The sequence below is a fragment of the Schaalia sp. Marseille-Q2122 genome (genome assembly GCF_903645355.1).
Classification (GTDB): domain Bacteria; phylum Actinomycetota; class Actinomycetes; order Actinomycetales; family Actinomycetaceae; genus Pauljensenia.
The window spans coordinates 85,985-104,836 of record NZ_CAHJXR010000009.1; the positions used below are offsets into that span (position 1 = coordinate 85,985).

13 protein-coding genes and 1 riboswitch are annotated in these 18,852 nt (G+C 61.7%); of the genes, 6 read left to right on the forward strand and 7 right to left on the reverse strand.

Features of this window, described 5'->3' with window-relative positions; all coding sequences use genetic code 11:
• Nucleotides 1–51 precede the first annotated feature (51 nt).
• The 3 genes from HWX48_RS10690 to HWX48_RS10700 all read right to left on the reverse strand — a co-directional run bounded on the left by HWX48_RS10690 (nucleotide 52) and on the right by HWX48_RS10700 (nucleotide 4,612).
• Entirely contained in the window at nucleotides 52–2,727 is a 2,676-nt protein-coding gene (locus tag HWX48_RS10690) for an ATP-binding cassette domain-containing protein (protein ID WP_368483998.1), read from the reverse strand.
• A gap of 187 nt (nucleotides 2,728–2,914) precedes the next feature.
• A complete protein-coding gene (locus HWX48_RS10695) occupies nucleotides 2,915–3,511 on the reverse strand; it encodes an ECF transporter S component (protein WP_175957434.1) in 597 nt (198 codons plus the stop codon).
• Between the two features lie 35 nt (nucleotides 3,512–3,546).
• Nucleotides 3,547–3,657: riboswitch (TPP riboswitch) on the reverse strand.
• A gap of 484 nt (nucleotides 3,658–4,141) precedes the next feature.
• Nucleotides 4,142–4,612 (reverse strand): SRPBCC domain-containing protein, encoded by a 471-nt coding sequence (locus HWX48_RS10700; RefSeq protein WP_175957381.1) that lies wholly within the window; start codon nucleotides 4,610–4,612, stop codon nucleotides 4,142–4,144.
• A gap of 391 nt (nucleotides 4,613–5,003) precedes the next feature.
• Here HWX48_RS10700 and HWX48_RS10705 point away from each other — a divergent pair, with 391 nt between their 5' ends.
• Nucleotides 5,004–6,554: a Re/Si-specific NAD(P)(+) transhydrogenase subunit alpha gene (locus HWX48_RS10705; protein ID WP_175957383.1), complete on the forward strand. Its 1,551-nt coding sequence runs from the start codon at nucleotides 5,004–5,006 to the stop codon at nucleotides 6,552–6,554.
• Between the two features lie 3 nt (nucleotides 6,555–6,557).
• Nucleotides 6,558–8,003 (forward strand): Re/Si-specific NAD(P)(+) transhydrogenase subunit beta, encoded by a 1,446-nt coding sequence (gene pntB, locus HWX48_RS10710; RefSeq protein ID WP_175957393.1) that lies wholly within the window; start codon nucleotides 6,558–6,560, stop codon nucleotides 8,001–8,003.
• An 833-nt stretch (nucleotides 8,004–8,836) separates the two neighbouring features.
• Here pntB and HWX48_RS10715 read toward each other — a convergent pair.
• The 3 genes from HWX48_RS10715 to HWX48_RS10725 all read right to left on the reverse strand — a co-directional run bounded on the left by HWX48_RS10715 (nucleotide 8,837) and on the right by HWX48_RS10725 (nucleotide 11,358).
• Nucleotides 8,837–9,364: a DUF2249 domain-containing protein gene (locus tag HWX48_RS10715; RefSeq protein ID WP_175957395.1), complete on the reverse strand. Its 528-nt coding sequence runs from the start codon at nucleotides 9,362–9,364 to the stop codon at nucleotides 8,837–8,839.
• A 374-nt stretch (nucleotides 9,365–9,738) separates the two neighbouring features.
• On the reverse strand, nucleotides 9,739–10,203 hold the full coding sequence (locus HWX48_RS10720; RefSeq protein ID WP_175957398.1) for a RidA family protein: 465 nt from the start codon (nucleotides 10,201–10,203) through the stop codon (nucleotides 9,739–9,741).
• A gap of 96 nt (nucleotides 10,204–10,299) precedes the next feature.
• The gene (locus tag HWX48_RS10725; RefSeq protein ID WP_175957400.1) at nucleotides 10,300–11,358 is read right to left on the reverse strand and encodes a DUF559 domain-containing protein; all 1,059 of its coding nucleotides are present in this window, start codon (nucleotides 11,356–11,358) and stop codon (nucleotides 10,300–10,302) included.
• Nucleotides 11,359–11,698: 340 nt separating this feature from the next.
• Between HWX48_RS10725 and HWX48_RS10730 the strand changes: the two genes are divergently transcribed.
• The 4 genes from HWX48_RS10730 (at nucleotide 11,699) to nrdE (ending at nucleotide 17,060) form a co-directional block, all read left to right on the forward strand.
• Nucleotides 11,699–13,339 carry an L-serine ammonia-lyase, iron-sulfur-dependent, subunit alpha gene (locus HWX48_RS10730; protein WP_175957402.1) on the forward strand — a complete coding sequence of 547 codons (1,641 nt, stop codon included), beginning with the start codon at nucleotides 11,699–11,701 and terminating at the stop codon, nucleotides 13,337–13,339.
• 820 nt (nucleotides 13,340–14,159) lie between these two features.
• Complete coding sequence (gene nrdH / locus HWX48_RS10735; protein ID WP_175957404.1) at nucleotides 14,160–14,423, forward strand: glutaredoxin-like protein NrdH; 264 nt, start codon at nucleotides 14,160–14,162, stop codon at nucleotides 14,421–14,423.
• 94 nt (nucleotides 14,424–14,517) lie between these two features.
• A complete protein-coding gene (nrdI, locus tag HWX48_RS10740; protein WP_175957406.1) occupies nucleotides 14,518–14,919 on the forward strand; it encodes a class Ib ribonucleoside-diphosphate reductase assembly flavoprotein NrdI in 402 nt (133 codons plus the stop codon).
• Entirely contained in the window at nucleotides 14,904–17,060 is a 2,157-nt protein-coding gene (gene nrdE / locus HWX48_RS10745) for a class 1b ribonucleoside-diphosphate reductase subunit alpha (protein ID WP_175957408.1), read from the forward strand. Before nrdI ends, nrdE begins: the two co-directional genes overlap by 16 nt.
• 454 nt (nucleotides 17,061–17,514) lie before the next feature.
• Here the strand turns inward: nrdE and HWX48_RS10750 are convergent.
• The coding region (locus HWX48_RS10750; protein ID WP_175957410.1) for an alpha-galactosidase at nucleotides 17,515–18,852 on the reverse strand (1,338 nt) is incomplete at its 5' end.

Consider the following 18,852-nt stretch of genomic DNA (forward strand, 5'->3'; position numbering starts at 1 on the left):
CTGTAGGCGAAAGCCCCGGCTGATAATCACGCTGCCACGCAGACGCGCCCCTCAGCGTTCAAAGAACAAGAACGTACCCGCCCACATTGCAGCACCCAGGGCAACCACCGGCACAATGACACACAACGCCATCATCACCGCATCAGCCCGGCCCACTACCGACAGTCGCGCATAGGAACGCTGCATCCTCGAGCCAAAACCTCGCGCCTCCATCGTCAACGACAGCTTCGCCGAACGCCGCAAAGCAAAAACCAACAGCGAGAACGCCCCCCGGAAAAAGGCCTGGAAACGATTCCCATCCCCCGAGCCGCGCACGCGACGAGCCCGCTGCAAGCCACGCCAGTCCTCCGTCATCAAACCCGCCATCCGCGCCGCCGCCAATGACGCAATCACCGGGCGGGCGGGAAGCTTCAACAACTGCGTCAGGCCATCAGCCATATCAGTGGGATCAATGCGCGGGAAGATCACAATCGCCGGCATCGCCAGAGCAAAGACACGCAGGAAAATACTGGCTGCCAGCATGACGGAACGCTCCGACACCACGGCTGGACCAAACGCCCAGTAGATCTCGCCGCCCGCCTTCCCGTAAAGCAGCATCGACAGCGCCGCCAAAGGCGCGGCAATGAAGATCGGACTCATGCGCACCATGAAAGTCCGCAGGCTCAACCCCGCCAAAGGCAACAGAGCCAGCTCCAGGAGCACGGCAACCCCCGCCGAAACGACATCAATGGTCACCAGCAGCGGCGTGGTCATCACCGCCACGCCCAGCGCCTGCACCACCGGGTTCACGCGATCCAGGGGAGCGCGGCGGCCCGGGGGCGCCACGCGCCCTTCCCCCTTTGACGAGGGCGCCGCCGCCTTCCGGGCCTCGCGGGGATCTGGCCCTTTCCGCGCCTCGCGGGGATCTGGCCTTTCCGTGGGCTCGGCCGCCCTTGCCGCCGCCTCTTCCGCAGGCAAGGCGAGGGCGTCGGCCTCGTCAGGCAGACTCAGCTTCCCCGGGCGCGAATGCTCAAGCTTGCCGCGGCCAACCTCGCCGACGGCGGCAAGATCGATGACACAATCGCCCATGGCCTGCACGAATGCAAGATCGTGGGTAATGGACACCAGCGTGGTGCCGCGCTGCACCGCGTGACGCAGCAGCCGTACAAGCTCAATCCACGACGAGCGGTCCTGGCCGAAGGTCGGCTCGTCGAGGATGAGCAACTTGGGGGCGCTAATCAGCGCAGTCGCCACCGACAGGCGACGCTTCTCACCACCTGAAAGCGTCATGGGATTAGCCTGCGCAACAGCTTGCAGGCCGAGGATTTCAAGGTGTTCGTCAACCAGGGCATCTAGCTCAGCGCCGCTGAGGCCCTCCAGGCGGGGGCCGATCTCCAGTTCGGCGCGAACTGTGCGCTCAAGGAACTGGTATTCGGGCTCTTGGAAGACCATGGAGATCCGACCAAGGAGTTCACGGGAGGACCACTCGTGCGGGTCAGTGTTTTTACCTTCAGGGCACAGCTCGGAGGCAGCGTCAATGCTCCCCTCCAACTGAGGCAGCAGACCCGCCAGGGTCAATGCCAGCGTGCTCTTTCCCAAGCCATTGCCACCGATAATGCACGTCGACTTGCGGGGAAGAATATCCAGGTCAATGCCCGTTCTGATGGGCTTGCCATCCTCATAACCGACGGCAAGGTCACGGACCTTCAGCAGGGGCTCACTGCCCACGTCAGGGGACGCTGCCCACTCAGGAGACTCAGAGGAGGGAGCGAGAAGGGCCTCGTCGGCGGCGATCTCCTCATCACCAGGCAACCAAATGCCCGCCGCACGCAGGCGCTCACCGTGTTCAGCGATAACCTCGTCAAGGGAGCCATCAGCAGCGATACTCCCCTCAAGGATCACGATCACGCGATCAACAAAGTCGGCCCACACGTCAACACGGTGCTCAATAACCACCACCGTCGCGCCACTGGCGTCCACCACGCGCTGGGCGGCCTCGCGGACCTCTCGCACGCCCGCCGGATCGAGGTTCGCGGTGGGCTCGTCCAGCAGGACAAGTCCGGGTTTCATTGCGAGGATCGAAGCGAGGGCGAGGCGTTGCTTCTGACCGCCGGAGAGAGCAGAGGTTGAGTGGTTGAGGGGGACGTCAGCCCCCACAGCCTCAAGGGAAGAGGTGACGCGACGCCAGATTTCTTCACGCTCCACGCCAAGATTTTCACAGCCGAAGGCCACGTCATCGCCCACTCGGGCAAGGACCACCTGCGCCTCAGGATCCTGCATGACCAGGCCCACGCGGCCACGCTGCTGTTCCGGGACACGACCATCAACGGTGAGGGTGCCTTCATCTTCACCCTCATCAGAGCCGCCAAGGACCCCCGCCATCCCCGCCAGCAGGGTGGACTTACCAGCCCCCGACGCCCCCAGAAGGAGGACGCGCTCGCCGGGGGTAATGGTGAGGTCGATATTGCGCAGCGCCCATTGGCGTCGGCCCGCATGTCGCCACCCCCAATTTCGTGCTTCCACTCGCGCTCCAAGGGGGGGCTCTTGCATGTTGAGGCCCTTATCTTCCGCGCGGGCGCCGGTGCTGGTTGTGGTGGTCACGGCGGAGGTGAGGATGTCTGCGCCTTCGCCGCGCACAGCAGCGCTCAGCGCATGTCCGTGTGCTTGTGCGGTTACCGCGCCGGTGAGCTTCTCTTCGCGTGAATGTTTGGCCTCAGAGGCGCCGTGGGAGCGAGGCTGGGCGGCCATGGGCAGTGTCTTTCCTCGGGTGGGGTTTCCGCATGTGAGTTCACGGGGATTTTCATGCCCTGAGGCCCATTAAGGGCGTGAGCTCACACCTGGGAGAGGGCGCGTCCTGGCGCCATGTAGGCGCCAGGACGCTGGGGCTTGCCCGCACGGGTGAAGGGTGAAAAATCCTATGCAGGCAAGCGTCGTGTCAGACGCGTTCGCGGACCTCACGACCCGCTGCGAAGCGGTCGAGGGCACCGGTCTGGGCAAGGCTGCGTACCAGGATCCATCCCAGTACGCCGCTGAGAATTGCACCGGAAACGAGGCTAGTGGCAATAACCGTGACCTGCACGACGAATTCCTTAGCGTAGTTGTAGAGGAAGAACTCCAAGATTGCGCCGCCTGCGGCAGCAAGGATGCCCGACAGGATAGCGACGAGGAGGGTGTAGCGGCGGTAGGCGAAGATCACAAAGATGAGTTCAGCGCCCAGGCCCTGTGCCAGGCCGGCGTACACGGTTTCCACACCCCACTGGGAACCCAGGGCCATGGAGACCACGGCCGCCAGGGTTTCAACGAAGAGCGCCGCGCCGGGCTTGCGAATCACCAGGCCACCCAGGACGCCGCCCAGGTACCAGATGCCGTAGAGTAGGCCGCCAACGCCGGGGATGATGGCATTGAGGTATTCGACGCCTGCGAAGCCTACTTGGTTCCAGAACAGGAAGATCAGGCCGGTAGCAACGGACAAAACAGCAGCGGTCACGATGTCAATGACTCGCCATGACAGGTTGGTCTTAGATTCGACCATCGTTGATTTCCTCTCGTCAATCGCAACAATGGTGCGCACGAGGAGAAGAGCCTTCCTACGCCGGCATTATCCGGTTCAGGTTCTACGGTCGAAGGCGAGCCCGCCTTCCTCTCAACCTGGGGTCCCAGGTTCCCGTGGCACGCCCTTAAGCATACATGCAGGGTTTTTCTCTATGCACACATGGTCCGTGCGAGAGCAGGCACACCTGAGCACATGCCCGAAGGTACAGAGTCCCTTAAAACTGACGACATGTCAGGGTGTTCACGATACGCCCACGCTCCTCCTGCCCCTCATTGCCCTCAACATTCCCTCAAAAACCACAGGAACTCCAACACGGACTTTCCCGCAGGATCATGCGAACAAACGGCAGATAACGCCACACTTTTTGTCCATCCTCCAAGTAGGAGCGCAACAACTTCAACACACATTCCTGCACCAAACCAACGAAAATCCCCAAAAAAATCCGCACCCCCTTTTGTCGTATAGCCCCCCGTTGCCTCCTACCCCTCCTTGCGATCAGAGCAGCAAAAACCCTGGGGCGGAACCTCACGGTTCCACCCCAGGGAAGCACATCACAGGGCACGCCTCACAGGGCGCGCACATACGGCATCACAACGCACTCACAGGCAATCAGCCTTCGAGGTAAGCCTTCGCCTGGGCGAAAGCATCCTCCCAGGTACCAGCCGCATCCTCCCATGCCTGGCGGGCGACAGCCTCGTCGTCAGAAACCTGCGACAGACCAATCTCTTCCACATGGAGGGCAACCATGCCGTCTTCCTCAGACAGGGAGAACTCAACGCGGGTCGCTTCCTCAGGCAGCTCATCCCCCGCCAGGGGATACCAGCGGTAAGACACCACATCCATGGGGTCCTCATCGACCTTTTCCACCAGCCAGGTGCCAGCTTCAGGGTCATTGACCTCGTAGTAGCCCTCCTCCGTGAGGGTCACCTCGTGGTCACCCAGGTCCCCGTCGTTAATCCACCAACCGGGCTCACTGACCAGCTCCCAGACCTGTTCAACTGTCGCGGCAATCAGAATGTCTGCTTCGACAGTGTCGACATTCTCCTGGGGGGCCTCATTGTCAACGTCAAAGAAGTTCATAGCTCAACGGTACGTTGCCTTCACATGCGCGAGATCTATGCACTTTCTTCCACGCGTCGCACCCACCCCGCGCCCACATGTGACCCCAAGCCGGAATCAGCCGCCCACAGCCCCCATTCACCCTTGACGCACACCCGGGCGCAAAAGCCACCGAAGACACTCGCCCGCCCCTCTCCTGCCCACACCCCCGACACACGCAGCGCCCCAACATGCCCCTCACCACGCCGAAACCCCAGCCCCACCCCGTCAGCACGCCACGCCAGAAACCCCCACCAATCGCCGCCTCCCGCCCATATTTCGGCTTTCCTTGTCGGCTCAAACTAAACTTGATAGAGGTAGTGACATCGAAAGCGCCCCCTGGGTGCCCTGCCTCCACGACAAAGGAGTCCTCGTGCTAATTGGAGTGCCAAAGGAAGGGGTCAACCAACCACTGGTTGGAGCCACCCCTGACACGGTCAAAAAACTCATCTCCCTGGGCTATGACGTTCGCGTGCAATCCGGTGCTGGAGCCTACGCTCACCTGACCGATCAGGCCTACGCAGACGCTGGCGCTGAACTCACCGACGAAGCTGGCGCCTGGGGTGCCGACCTCGTCATCGCCCTTGATGCCCCCACAGACGAGCACCTGGCCCTCATGCGTTCAGGCGCCACGCTCATCACCCGCCTGGCACCCGCTCGCAACCCCGAGCTCCTCGAAAAACTACGCGCCGCAGGCGTGACCGCCATGGCGATGGACACCGTGCCGCGCATTTCCCGAGCTCAGGCCATGGACGTCCTCTCCTCCCAAGCCAATGTTGCCGGCTACCGCGCCGTCGTTGAAGCCGCCGCCGCCTTTGGCCGCCTCTTCACCGGTCAGGTCACCGCTGCTGGCAAGATGCCCCCCGCCAAGGTCTACGTCATTGGCGCGGGTGTGGCGGGCCTGGCAGCGATTGGCACCGCCAACTCCATGGGCGCCGAGGTCGCCGCCACCGACGTCCGCCCCGAGGTCGCCGAGCAGGTCGAATCCATGGGCGCGCGCTTCGTCGCCATCCCCACCCAGCAAGAGGTTTCCTCCGACGGCTACGCCAAGGAAATGAGCGCCGACCAGGAAGTGGCCGCCCGTGCCCTCTACGCGAAGGTTGCCGCAGAGTCCGACATCGTCATCACCACCGCTAATATCCCCGGCCGCACGGCCCCGATCCTCCTAGACGAGGACGCCGTCAACGCCATGCGCCCCGGCTCCGTCATCGTCGACATGGCGGCCGCCAACGGAGGCAACACGGCCCTGACCGTCGCGGGTGAAACCATCGTCACCCCCGGCGGCGTGACAATCATTGGCCACTCTGACCTGGCGGGCCGCCTGCCCGGCCAATCCTCCCAGCTCTACGGCCAAAACGTCGTCAACCTGCTCAAACTCATGACCCCCGGCAAGGATGGGGAGCTCGTCGTTGATCTCGAGGACGAAATCGTCCGAGGCATCACCGTCACCCAGGCGGGTGAAATCCTCTGGCCACCACCGCCCGTCAAGGTCTCAGCCGCACCCGCAGCGACTCCCGCCAAACCCAGCCCCGAAGAGCACGCCGCCGCTGCCGCCCGCGCAGCCGAGGAGGCCGCCCTCGCCAAACGACGCACCTTCTTTGGTCTGCTCGCTGCTGCCCTCGTCGGCGCCGCCCTCGTCCTGTCGACCCCCGCGCTGGCCGCTGGCAACTACATTGTGCTGATGCTGGCCGTGGTCGTCGGCTTCTACGTCATCACGGGCGTCACGCACTCGCTGCACACGCCGCTGATGTCGGTGACGAACGCGATCTCAGGCATTATCCTGCTGGGCGCGATCTTGCAGATCGGCTCGAGCAACCTCTTCGTGTCGGCGCTGAGCTTTGTCGCCATCGTCGTTTCCTCCATCAATATCTTCGGCGGCTTCCTGGTCACGCACCGGATGCTCGCGATGTTCCAGAAGGGCTGATCGATGACAGACATGCTTTTCTTCGACGGTGGCCTGCTCACTCGCGCCACCACCCTGGCCTACCTGGCGGCCGGCCTGCTGTTCATCCTGGCCCTGGCGAGCCTGTCCAAGCACGAGACCGCTAAGCGCGGCAATACTTTCGGCGCGGTGGGTATGCTCATCGCCCTGGTTGCCACTATCGCCTTGGCGCTGGGGTCGGAGCCTGGGCAGGGCGTCCTGGTCACCTTCTTGCTGATCGCCTTGGCGATGGGCATTGGTGGCGCGATCGGCACCGTTATGGCCAAGCGCGTGGAGATGACCGGCATGCCCGAGCTCATCGCCATGCTGCACTCCTTCGTGGGTCTGGCCGCCGTGCTGGTGGGCTTCAACTCCTACCTCGCGCCCGACGCGACCGCGCACGCGCTGGGCACCTTCCACCTGGGTGAGATCTTCCTGGGCATCTTCATTGGCGCGGTGACCTTCACCGGTTCGATCGTCGCCTACCTGAAGCTGTCGGCGAAGATCTCGGGCAAGCCCCTGACGTTGCCCGCGCGCAACTGGCTGAATCTGGCGGCTCTCCTGGTGTCGTTGGCGCTGATGGTCGTCTTCATGCTCACTGAGGAGGGTTCGCTGCTGTCCTGGGCGGCCCTGCTGGCGATGACGGTGATTGCCCTGCTGCTGGGCCTGCACCTGGTGGCTGCGATTGGTGGCGGCGACATGCCCGTGGTTGTGTCCATGCTGAACTCGTATTCGGGCTGGGCTGCGGCCGCTGCGGGCTTCATGCTCAATAACGACCTGCTGATTATTACTGGTGCGCTCGTGGGCTCCTCGGGTGCGTACCTGTCGTGGATTATGTGTAAGGCCATGAACCGCGCCTTCATTTCGGTGATCCTGGGCGGATTCGGCTCGGATTCTTCGGCCAGTGCTGCTGGCGAGGGCGAAGAAGAGGGGACGATTGACGAGGTCGACGCCGCCGCTGTGGCCGCGCTGCTGTCGGACGCTCGCCGCGTGGTGATTACTCCCGGCTACGGCATGGCTGTGGCTCAGGCGCAGTACCCGGTGGCGACCCTGACGGAGAAGCTGCGTGAGAAGGGTGTGGAGGTGCAATTCGGTATTCACCCGGTTGCTGGCCGCCTGCCTGGTCACATGAATGTGCTGCTCGCTGAGGCGAAGGTGCCCTACGACATTGTGCTGGAAATGGACGAGATCAACGATGACTTCCCTGAGGTTGACGTGGTCTTGGTGATCGGCGCGAATGACACGGTTAATCCTGCGGCTGAGGAGCCTGGCTCGCCGATCGCGGGCATGCCGGTGCTGACCGTGTGGGAGGCCGGGAAGGTCATCGTCTTTAAGCGTTCGATGGCGACCGGTTATGCCGGTGTTCAGAACCCCTTGTTCTTCAAGGAGAACACCTCGATGCTCTTTGGGGACGCGAAGGGTTCTGTGGAGGCCATAATTCAGGCGTTGTGACGCCTTGGCGTTGTGGCGCCTTGGCGTTGTGGCGTCCCGCTGCAGTGTCATTTAGGCGCAGTGACGCTTAGATGCACTGGCGTCTAACTGCTCTGAGATTCAGATGCTGTCATGCCGTGGCATTGTGATATCCAGGCATTGCGACAGCCAGACGCTGCGAGAGCCACACACTAGGGGCCGCCACACACTAGGGGCTGTGCAGTTCTGTGGAACTGCACGGCCCCAAGTTGTGCCGACCTCAGCGCCGGCCCACACCTCGCCTTTCCAGAGCTGCAACCGCGGGCATGCTTGTGCCAGCCCCCCCTCATGAACAGGGTGATATGGAGCTGTTTTGGGCACCAGCTGCCCACCTTGACACTAACCTCACCCCGGGACCAGTGCTGGAAACACGACCGGCGATGCGCTGGCACACCTGCGCCTCACTCACGGATGGAGGCCACCCCTCCTGCGCCTCACTCCCCTCCCTTCGCAGCCCCCCTTTGCGCCCTCGTGTGCCACCAAGGCCCGGATCGGCATCCGGAGGGTAGTTTCCGCGCTGGGAGCACAGCTCGGAGCGGGCGAGAGTCGAGGAGGCCGCAGTGGCTAGAGGCTACACATGGTGGCGACTCGTCCCAAGCGCGCCTGACAACGCCGACACGGCGCCGTCACTTCATAGGCTCCGCGTTGCACCACATAACCTCAGCGAAGCACCCTCCCACTTAGGGAAAGAACCCAGGTCAATCCTGGTTTCATGCATAAGGGTGGGTGTTTCTGGCAACGCCAGAAACACCCACCCTTCAGTCCAGCAGCCCTCAGAAGATACGTCTCAGAGGCACCTCCTCAGGCCACACACCCTAGGACACTCGAGTGACGAGGTAGCTCCACCTCTCCGGGCCAGACTCGCGGGTCTGGACACGGTAATGCGACTCGGACTGCTGCAAGTGAGCAAACAAAGGATCCGGCTGGTGATTGGTCACAACATTCAGCGATTCCCCCACCGGCAGGACATCGACTGCGTGCAGCAGCAATTGCTTACGGACAACGCGGGGAAGCTCGTAGACGCGCAACTCCTCAGCATCGGCGCCGGGCACTACCACGTGCCCGGACTCGCCAGATTCTGCCTTAGCTCCGTGATGCCTGCGGCGCCCATGCCCACCGCAGCCGCAGCCCCCAGCGTGTCCGTGTTGGTGTTGATGACGGTGCTGGTGTTCGCCGTGGGCAGCAGGCTCACCGGGGTCAACGGTCTTCTTCTTCCCACCGCAGCCACCTTTACCGCCGCAGCCACAGCCACCCGAAGAGGAAGGCTGCACGCGAGCATCCACCAACTTAAATACCTGGGTACCAGGGCCCGATGCTGCGTCAGGCAGCGTTACGTCACTCATAATTTCCTCCACATATTTCCTGACAACAAGTTTAGTGTTGCTTGCATCGTAGTCACCTCATGCCCCCACTCACCGCTGCAAGTGGGCACATTCATATTGCACCTACGAGCTTCCTTATCAGCACGCTGCCACATCCACGCGCGCAAGCCTCAGGGAAGCATCCCTCGGAGGTGACACTATCGCAGCGGCACAACAGAATTACAGGGAATTCCAAGAAAAGACCCCTCCACCGCGAAGGCAAGCACGCAAAGAAAGTGGAGAGCCCAACGAGGCAGGCGCCAGAGCACACCCACGAGGACAAACCTTCACACCTAAACGCCTAAGACACCCACCACGCCGCTCACCCGGCAGAGGAGCCACTCGAGAAGCCCGAGTCAGTCTTCCCTCAAGACGAACTCAACCTCAACCTCCACCGAGGCATTCAGCGGCAACGCGGCCACACCCACAGCCGAGCGCGCATGGGCCGAACCAAACACCTCGCCGAAAAACTCAGACGCACCATTGATCACACCAGGCTGACCATAGAAGTCAGGCAGAGAGGCAACAAAGCCCACCACCTTCACCACACCCGTCAAACGGTCAACACCGCCAGCAGCCGCAGCCGCAGCCGCGAGCGCATTCAGCGCACACACCCGCGCAGCGTCCTTCGCGTCCTCAGGATCCGCGCCGTCCTCGCCAACCGCACCAATACACGCCAGCTCGCCAGCCTCCATTGGAAGCTGGCCCGAGGTGCGCACAACACCTCGATCAATCACAGCAGGCACATAGGCTGCCAAAGGAGCAACCACCTCGGGCAGCTCAACACCCATCTCACGGAGTTTTTCAGAAGGAGTTGTCATGACGGCAGGGCCTTTCGCTCAGCTTCACTGGTGGCTTGCGGGACGCAAGTCGCTACCCTAACGCTACCGCACCACCAGCTCGCCTCGCGCACTCCCTCACGCCGCCAGCACCCACAGCGGACGCGGCATTTTCTTCAAGCCCGCCCGGCGGATCACCTCGTCAATCACGATCTGCGGGTTGGCCAGCTCGAAGTACTCGAAACGCAAGACGATGAATCCGTGAGCTTCGAGCCGTTTTTGCCGCTGATCGCGGGCGGTGAGGGAGCGCAGGATCTGGTCGGGGAATTCGCCGTACTTGTCTTTCCCGTCGAACTCAATGACGATCCGCGTATTCCCCAGACGGAAGTCCACGTAGTAGACGTCACCGCCGTCAAGAACCACACCCTGCGTGCGAACATCGCGCAGGCCAGCCGCCTTCAGCACCCACAGTAGTTCGCGTTCGGGCACGGATTCGCAGCCCGCATCAGCGGCGACGAGGACGACGCGGGCGCGCGCCTTACCCTGACAGCGCGGCATGGCCTCAAGAATACTTGCGACCTCAGCCCGGAGGAAGGTTTCACGGCGGCGGCTTTCCGTCATGCGGAAGCGGTTAAAAGACGTCATACGGCGCAATGCGCCACTGACCGTCACCACCGCATCTTTTGGCCCCAAAATGCAGGCGCATTGCGCGGCGGCGTACTCACTGAGGGCCACGCGCACACCCTCGACATTACTCACCCATTCATTGGGGATATGCGCGCCGTGCCGGATCAGCCGCACGGCTGGCACGCGCGGCACGCCGGGCACATTGATGGCGGGGAGGGTGGCGGCTTTGCCACCCCACCGGCCAGAACGCGAGACATGAATGTCAGGCAGAGCCTCAGTCAGTTCCACCCCCGCCATCAACAGGGCAGTGTCGTGGCTGAGAACATTACGCTCCCCCAAGGCAAGGGCAACCGCGCAGGCCCGCAGGATGGTGACGCGCGCGTAGAGTTCCCATTTGCCAAGGCCATAAAGGTAGCGGGTGTGGACGTAGACATTGCGAAAGATTCGAATAATACGCCCTTCGCGCAAGAGGGCTGCCGTGCGCTTGGAGGTGGCACGCCGGGACACGATAAGGCTTGCAACGGCCATTTCGATGCTGGCGGCAGGATCGGTGGTGCGAAAGGTGTTCATTCCTCCAGTCTGGCGCGCTGTCCCGCGAGCGACGAATGAGTCAGCGGCCGCCTGTGGATAACGCGTTTTCACCCCCCATGCCTGTGGATAACCTTCGCCTGCCGCCTGCCTGCCACAGCCCGTCCGTCAAGACCCTCAGCAAGTCGGGGGCAATCGCCCGCGCCCGCCTGCCTACCGGGCCTGGTCGCGGCCCCGCGTGTGCGCTCAGGACACGGAGTCCCCGCACACCGGCATTTCTGGCCTGGACGCACACCTCGCAGACGCGCGCTCACCGCAGCGCCACCTGGGCACCTGCGCATCAACTCGCCCCCACCGCCCCTCAACAGGCACAATGATTCCTATGGATCTTCGCCCGTCAGCTCCTACCGAAGAGCTCACCCCGACACCCCAACCGGTTGCAGCTGCCGTACTCTCCGGCGAAGTTCACGCCACGGACGCCCCGCGTCCCCTCTCGGTGTTTGACATGTTCCGCGTGGGTATAGGCCCCTCCTCATCCCACACTGTTGGGCCCATGCGCGCCGGACTGGCCTTCACCACCGAGCTTGCCTCCCTGCCAACGCCCTCTCGTCTCCACATCGACCTTTTCGGCTCACTCGGAGCAACGGGCCGCGGCCACAATACGGATCGCGCCGTGCTGCTGGGTCTGGCAGGGTTCTCCCCCGAATCAGTGTCCATTGACACGGTAGAGTCCCTGCTCCCAGGGGTCGCCCGCTCCGGGCATCTTCCCCTTCCCGGCGCAGCCTCGGTCCCTTTTGATCTCACGACCGACATTCGTTTCCTACCAGGCACGGTGCTGCCCTACCACGTCAATGCCTTGACCATTTCAGCGTGGGTGGAAGGCTCGCCGGGCGAGGCCCCAGCCCTTGTGCGTACCTACTATTCGGTGGGTGGTGGTTTCGTGATGGCCCAGGTCAACGACGATACCGACAATCCGCAGGTGGAGGCCCTGGCGAGCGCCAGCGAAGCGGTGATCCCCCAAAAGGACGCGCCCTTTCCTTTCGCGTCCTCAGATGCCCTGCTCGCGCAATGCGATGCGAGCGGCCTGTCTGTGGCGCAGCTTGTTCGCGCCAATGAACTGTCATTACGGTCTGAGGTTGAGCTTGATGCCTACCTGGATCAGATCGCCAACACCATGTTTGATTGCGTGGACGCTGGGGTTGGGACGAGTGGGATTCTCCCCGGAGGGCTGGATGTGCCCAGGCGCGCGGGCACCCTTGCTCGCAAGCTTGCCGAGCGCGCACGCGTAGGCGCGCCCTCTGGCAGCCTTCAATGGGCGGCGACAGCCCACGACCCTATGCGAGCAATGGACTGGGTGAATCTTTTTGCTCTGGCCGTCAACGAAGAAAACGCCGCCGGGCACCGGATCGTCACCGCCCCGACCAATGGTGCTGCAGGGGTGATTCCTGCGGTCTTGGGCTACCTGGTGTCCTATTGCCCCGAGGCCGGTGCGTCGGACTCGGCGTTCGTACCCTCGCCTGAATCTCCCATGGCGCCCTTCCAGCTTGACCCCTCTGACCTGCGTGAATGCGCGCAGGCCCGGAGGCGCGTCGTCCATGATTTCGTGCTGGCGGCAACGGCGATTGGTGCGTTGATTAAAACGAATGCGTCGATCGCGGGGGCCGAGGTCGGCTGCCAGGGCGAGGTCGGTTCAGCATCGGCAATGGCCGCAGCAGGGTTGGCTCAAGCTTTGGGCGGGACCCCTCAGCAGGTGGAGAATGCTGCGGAGATTGCCATGGAGCATTCTTTGGGGTTGACCTGTGATCCGGTGGCTGGCTTAGTGCAGATCCCGTGTATTGAACGCAATGCTATCGCCGCCGTGAAAGCGATTAATGCCGCGCGTATGGCCCTCTGGGGCGATGGGCGCCATACGGTGAGCTTGGATGTGGCGATCGAGACGATGCGTCAGACGGGTATTGACATGCTCTCGAAGTACAAGGAGACTTCGGCCGGTGGTCTTGCTGTGAATGTCGTGGAGTGCTGAGTGCTGGTCTGCACTGATTGAGGTGCCAACGCGCTTGGGGTTGCCGGGAGTCCACACTGACGGAGATTCCTCCGGGTTGCTGTACCTCCCGGCGCCCACCTGCGTCCATGACTATCCCCACTGCGCCATTGGTGATGCCCCGGGGGTGGATGACCCCGGCGCCCGCGTGTGTGCTCAAGCGCATTAAGCAGCGCTTGAGCACTACATACCTCTTGGGCTCACAGCTGGGCGCCTGCGGAAGACAGAGCGGACTGATGTCAGAAGCGCGAATGCGCTTGAACAGTATTCTCCCCTCGCCTGACGCTTCTGAGCCCTCACTTCCAACTGGACCCTATATCTAGGGGTGTCCGCCACGCATGCCAAATGAAGCATCCGCACGCTGGACGCTCCCTATATCTAGGCGGCGCCCTCCCATCTATCCGCATATCGGGATGCGACACGCCGCCTCGTGTGGGAGTTTTGGGGATTTTTCTTGAAGGGTTATCCACAGCTGTGGACTCTTCTGGCCGTAACTTTCCACACCCTGTGCACAGCCCCTCAGCGGCAAAAGCGACGCAGATTCGGGGTGTCTACACGACTCTCAGAGTGCCCTCTTGGGCGGCGCGGACATGTTGTTCATCACTGCATTTTCAGCGTCCACAGAGCTATCCACACAAAACACGCCAATCTTGTCGAAACACAACATCTTGGGGTGATCGACCCAAAGCAACACAAGGTGTAGTGTTAGTACACGAGATGCGGCGCCTCAAGCCGCTATAAATGACAAACGTGTGATTACGTGCAGGTATGCAGTTCTCACCCCCAAGGCCGGAGGAATCTCATGACGATCACCGTCTACACCAAGCCGATGTGCGTCCAGTGCACTGCGACCTACCGCGCCCTCGACAAGCAGGGCCTGCCCTACACCTCCGTTGACGTCTCCGAGGACGTGGCTGCCCTCGAGTTCATCAAGGGGCTTGGCTACCAGCAGGCTCCAGTGGTCATCGCAGGCGACGACCACTGGAGTGGCTACCGCCCCGACCGCATTAAGGCAGCTGCCGCCGCCTTTGAAGCATCCTCCGCATTGCGCGTCGCCCAGGCCTGAGACCCCTATCCCGGTCACCCTGTGGGTGGCCGGGATACGTGCATCTGCTATGAAGCACAACCCTCGCAGATAGGATTCCACAGGAGGACCCGGGATGGTTAAGCTCGTCTACTTCTCTTCAGCAACCGGCAATACCCGCCGCTTTGTTGAGAAGTTGGGCTTCCCCGCCGAAAGAATCCCCCTGCGCGCCGCCGACCCCTTCCTCAACGTCGACTACGACTATGTGCTGATCGTGCCCACATACGGCGGCGGCAACCACAAGGGCGCCGTCCCTAAGCAGGTCATCAAGTTCCTCAACGACCCCACGAATCGAGGCCACTGCCTGGGTGTGATTTCATCCGGAAATACCAACTTCGGCACCGCCTACTGCCTTGCTGGCGACATTGTCGCGGCAAAATTAGGGGTGCCGCACATGTACAAGTTCGAGCTCCTCGGAACCTCCGAGGACGTCTCCCGAGTTCAGAATGGACTGGAAGAATTTTGGCAGAGAATCTGACCGACACCGGCCTGGAAGAAGCCCCCAGCCCTGAGCTGGACTACCACGCTCTCAACGCCCAGCTCAACCTCTACACCGAGGAGGGGCTGATTAACTTTGATGCCGACCGTGCGGCGGCTCGCCAGTATTTCCTCCAGCACGTCAACCAAAACACCGTGTTCTTCCACGACCTGGAAGAAAAGCTCAAGTACCTGGTGGACGAGGGCTACTACGAGGGCCACGTCCTTGACCAGTACGACTTCGCCGACGTCAAGGCCCTGTACAAGCAGGCTTACGCCCACAAGTTCCGCTTCCCCACCTTCCTGGGCGCCTTCAAGTACTACACCTCGTACACGCTCAAGACCTTCGACGGTAAGCGCTACCTGGAGCGTTTCGAGGACCGCATCGTCATGGTCGCCCTCTATCTTGCGCGCGGTGATCTGCAGCTCGCCCAGCACCTCGTTGACGAGATGATCAGCGGCCGTTTCCAGCCCGCCACTCCCACCTTCCTCAACGCTGGTAAGGCCGCACGAGGCGAGCTGGTTTCCTGCTTCCTGCTGCGCATTGAAGACAATATGGAGTCGATCGCGCGCGGTATTAACTCCTCCCTGCAGTTGTCCAAGCGCGGCGGCGGCGTGGCCCTGTCTCTGACGAACCTGCGCGAGGCCGGCGCCCCCATTAAGAAGATTCAGAACCAGTCTTCGGGCATCATTCCCGTCATGAAGCTGCTGGAGGATTCCTTCTCCTACGCGAATCAGCTTGGTGCCCGCCAGGGTGCTGGTGCGGTCTACTTGCACGCGCACCACCCCGACATCATGGCTTTCCTCGACACGAAGCGTGAGAACGCTGACGAGAAGATTCGTATTAAGACGCTCTCTCTGGGCGTGGTCATCCCTGACATTACCTTTGAGCTGGCTCGTAATAACGAGGACATGTACCTCTTTAGCCCCTACGACATTGAGCGAGTCTACGGGGTGCCTTTCACAGAGATCTCCGTGACCGAGAAGTACCGTGAGATGGTCAATGACGGGCGTATTCACAAGAAGAAGATCAACGCTCGCCGTTTCTTCCAAACCCTGGCTGAGATCCAGTTCGAGTCCGGCTACCCCTACATCGTCTTTGAGGACACGGTCAACCGCGCCAACCCCATTGATGGCCGTATCACCATGTCCAACCTGTGCTCGGAGATCCTGCAGGTGTCGGAGGCCTCGACCTACAACGATGACCTGTCCTACTCCCATATTGGTAAGGACATCTCCTGCAACCTGGGGTCGCTCAATATTGCTAAGACTATGGATTCTCCCGACTTCCAGGCCACGGTGGAAAGCGCCATCCGCGCCCTGACTGCCGTCTCGGACCTGTCGGATATCCAGTCGGTTCCTTCCGTAGCCCGCGGTAATGCTATGAGTCACGCCATTGGCCTGGGTCAGATGAATCTGCATGGCTACCTGGCGCGTGAGCATATCCACTACGGCTCTGAAGAGGCCCTGGATTTCACGAATATGTACTTCCTGGCCATTACTTACGCGGCGATCAAGGCCTCGAATATGATTGCCCGCGAGCGCGGCGAATCTTTCGTGGGCTTTGAGCGCTCCAAGTACGCCTCTGGCGAGTACTTCGAGAAGTACATTAAAGGCGATTGGACGCCTAAGACCGAGCGTGTGCGCGAGCTGTTGGCGGCCTCCACGATCTACATTCCCACGCAGGATGACTGGCGTCAGCTGGCTGCGGATGTGGCGGAGTTCGGCATGTACAACCAGAATCTGCAGGCAATCCCACCAACCGGTTCGATTAGCTACATCAATAACTCAACCTCGTCGATTCACCCGATCGTGTCCAAGATTGAGATCCGTAAGGAAGGCAAGATTGGCCGCGTTTACTACCCGGCGCCCTTCATGACGAATGAGAACCTTGAGTTCTACCGCGATGCCTACGAGATTGGCCCCGAGGCCATTATCGACACTTATGCGGTAGCCACCCAGCACGTTGATCAGGGCCTGTCGCTGACCCTGTTCTACCCCGATACGGTGACTACCCGCGACCTCAACAAGTCCTACATTTACGCCTGGAGGAAGGGTATCAAGACCCTCTACTACGTGCGTCTGCGCCAGATGGCTTTGGAGGGCACCGAGGTCGCTGGCTGCGTGTCCTGCATGCTCTGACCTGGGCTGCGGCGCCCCGCTCTTGGGCGTGTAAGTGACGTTGATTGGCGAGGTGCCCGCCGCTTGCAGTGTAGCCCACCGGCTTGAGGAAGCCGGTGGGCTACTGTTTTATTCTGCTTTCGGAGAGGACTCTGATCCGCCGCGATAAGTTCCGGAAGACCTTGCTTGTTCCACCAGACCTCACTTGTTGAGGCCTGCGGTGCCTTTCCCTCCAGATGTCGCACGTTCTGGCAGACACCGCACGTTCTGGCCAGCGCCGCTAGTTGTGACACAAATTACCTGATCTGGCCTGCGCCACCTCTTCCCTTGCACGTAACACTCCACCGCCCACGTCGCCCCTTCCGGCGCCCGCGTGTGCGCCCAAGGGGTTGAAGGGTGACTGAGGGGAGTTATCGCCCTTGGCGTCACAGCTGGGCGCCGACTACGCCGCCACACCCGGGATCCGCCACTACCTTTAGCTGACCTTTTCGACCTCAATAAGTACGGCTGTGCCGGGCAGGATATGCGGGGGACGGATTCCCCACTCGGTCAATACCGCCCCGGGTACACAGGCACCTTCTTCGTTCCACCACTCTAGGTCAGAGCGGCATGAAGGATTGCGCAGGCTTTCATAGAGCTCAGGCCCACCGTAGGGACGCACTCTGTAGAGAGCATCCGCCTCCAACTCGGGTAGGCGCATCAGGCCGTAGGGGTAGTGTTCGGAAGTGTCAAGGGCAGCGAAGCACCACACCGACCAGCGCTCATCCGGGGAAACGACTCCATCGAGTCGCACAGCAGGGTCGGCGATGTCAGCGTGGACGGCGCGTGCTCCCCACGCCAGATTCTGGTTACCTTCAGGCAGCCCATTCTCGTCCACGATCAGCGGATTTCGCGCTGACCATTCGCGTCGGGCCTGCGTGTAGAGGGCAATCCAGCGGCGTAGGGGTGCCAACTGTTCGTCGTTCATCGTCAGGATGTTCCACTCGATGCCGAGGTGTCCGCTGAAGGCTACCGAGGCGCGCGTGGCCAGTCGAGTGAAGCGGCCGGTCATATGCGAGGGTGATTCGGCAATGTGGGCGCCGATCATTTCCGGTGGAACCAGCAGGGAGGTGTGTCGTTGAATGTCGACTCTTTCCAAGGGATCGGTGCAGTCTGATGCCCACACTCGGTCGGTCCGACTGAGGATGCCCAGGTCAATTCGACCTCCACCCGACGAGCAGGATTCAATCTCAAGATTGTCGAATCGCTCCCGTAGGGCGTCAAGCAGTGCGTAGAGGGCAAGGGTTTGGCCGTGTACGGCCGGGCGACCCGTGTAGGGAGAGATTGCTTCGGTCACGAAACGGTTGTGATCCCACTTGATGTAGTCGATTCCCAGCGCCTCAACAAGGGTGCTGATCTCTGTGTAGAGGTAGTCCCAGGCTTCAGGGTTGGCGAGGTCAATGACGTACTGGTCTCGTCCGGGCAGAGGCAGACGTGAAGGTTCGGGGCGAAGCACCCATTCGGGATGGGCTCGGGCAATGTCAGAGTCAAGGCTGATCATTTCTGGCTCGAACCAGAGTCCGAACTCCATGCCAAGGGAGTGCACAAGCTCTGCGATGGCGTTGAGTCCTCGCGGCCAAACCTCGGTGTCAACCTGCCAGTCACCAAGGGCCCGTGTGTCATTTCGGCGGCCTTTGAACCATCCATCGTCAATGACGAAGCGTTCAACCCCCACGTGGGCGGCGCGTCGGGCGAGGTCCATCATGGTCTGCTCGTCGTGGTTGAAGTAGACGGCTTCCCAGGTGTTGAGGGTGACGGGGCGGGGGCGGTAGGT

What these genes read in the sequence shown, in the direction of transcription:
- HWX48_RS10690 (WP_368483998.1), bottom strand. Translation starts at nt 2,727, where the DNA reads ATGGCCGCCCAGCCTCGCTCCCACGGCGCCTCTGAGGCCAAACATTCA.
- HWX48_RS10695 (WP_175957434.1), bottom strand. Translation starts at nt 3,511, where the DNA reads ATGGTCGAATCTAAGACCAACCTGTCATGGCGAGTCATTGACATCGTG.
- HWX48_RS10700 (WP_175957381.1), bottom strand. Translation starts at nt 4,612, where the DNA reads ATGAACTTCTTTGACGTTGACAATGAGGCCCCCCAGGAGAATGTCGAC.
- pntB (WP_175957393.1), top strand. Translation starts at nt 6,558, where the DNA reads ATGACAGACATGCTTTTCTTCGACGGTGGCCTGCTCACTCGCGCCACC.
- HWX48_RS10715 (WP_175957395.1), bottom strand. Translation starts at nt 9,364, where the DNA reads ATGAGTGACGTAACGCTGCCTGACGCAGCATCGGGCCCTGGTACCCAG.
- HWX48_RS10720 (WP_175957398.1), bottom strand. Translation starts at nt 10,203, where the DNA reads ATGACAACTCCTTCTGAAAAACTCCGTGAGATGGGTGTTGAGCTGCCC.
- HWX48_RS10725 (WP_175957400.1), bottom strand. Translation starts at nt 11,358, where the DNA reads ATGAACACCTTTCGCACCACCGATCCTGCCGCCAGCATCGAAATGGCC.
- HWX48_RS10730 (WP_175957402.1), top strand. Translation starts at nt 11,699, where the DNA reads ATGGATCTTCGCCCGTCAGCTCCTACCGAAGAGCTCACCCCGACACCC.
- nrdH (WP_175957404.1), top strand. Translation starts at nt 14,160, where the DNA reads ATGACGATCACCGTCTACACCAAGCCGATGTGCGTCCAGTGCACTGCG.
- nrdI (WP_175957406.1), top strand. Translation starts at nt 14,518, where the DNA reads ATGGTTAAGCTCGTCTACTTCTCTTCAGCAACCGGCAATACCCGCCGC.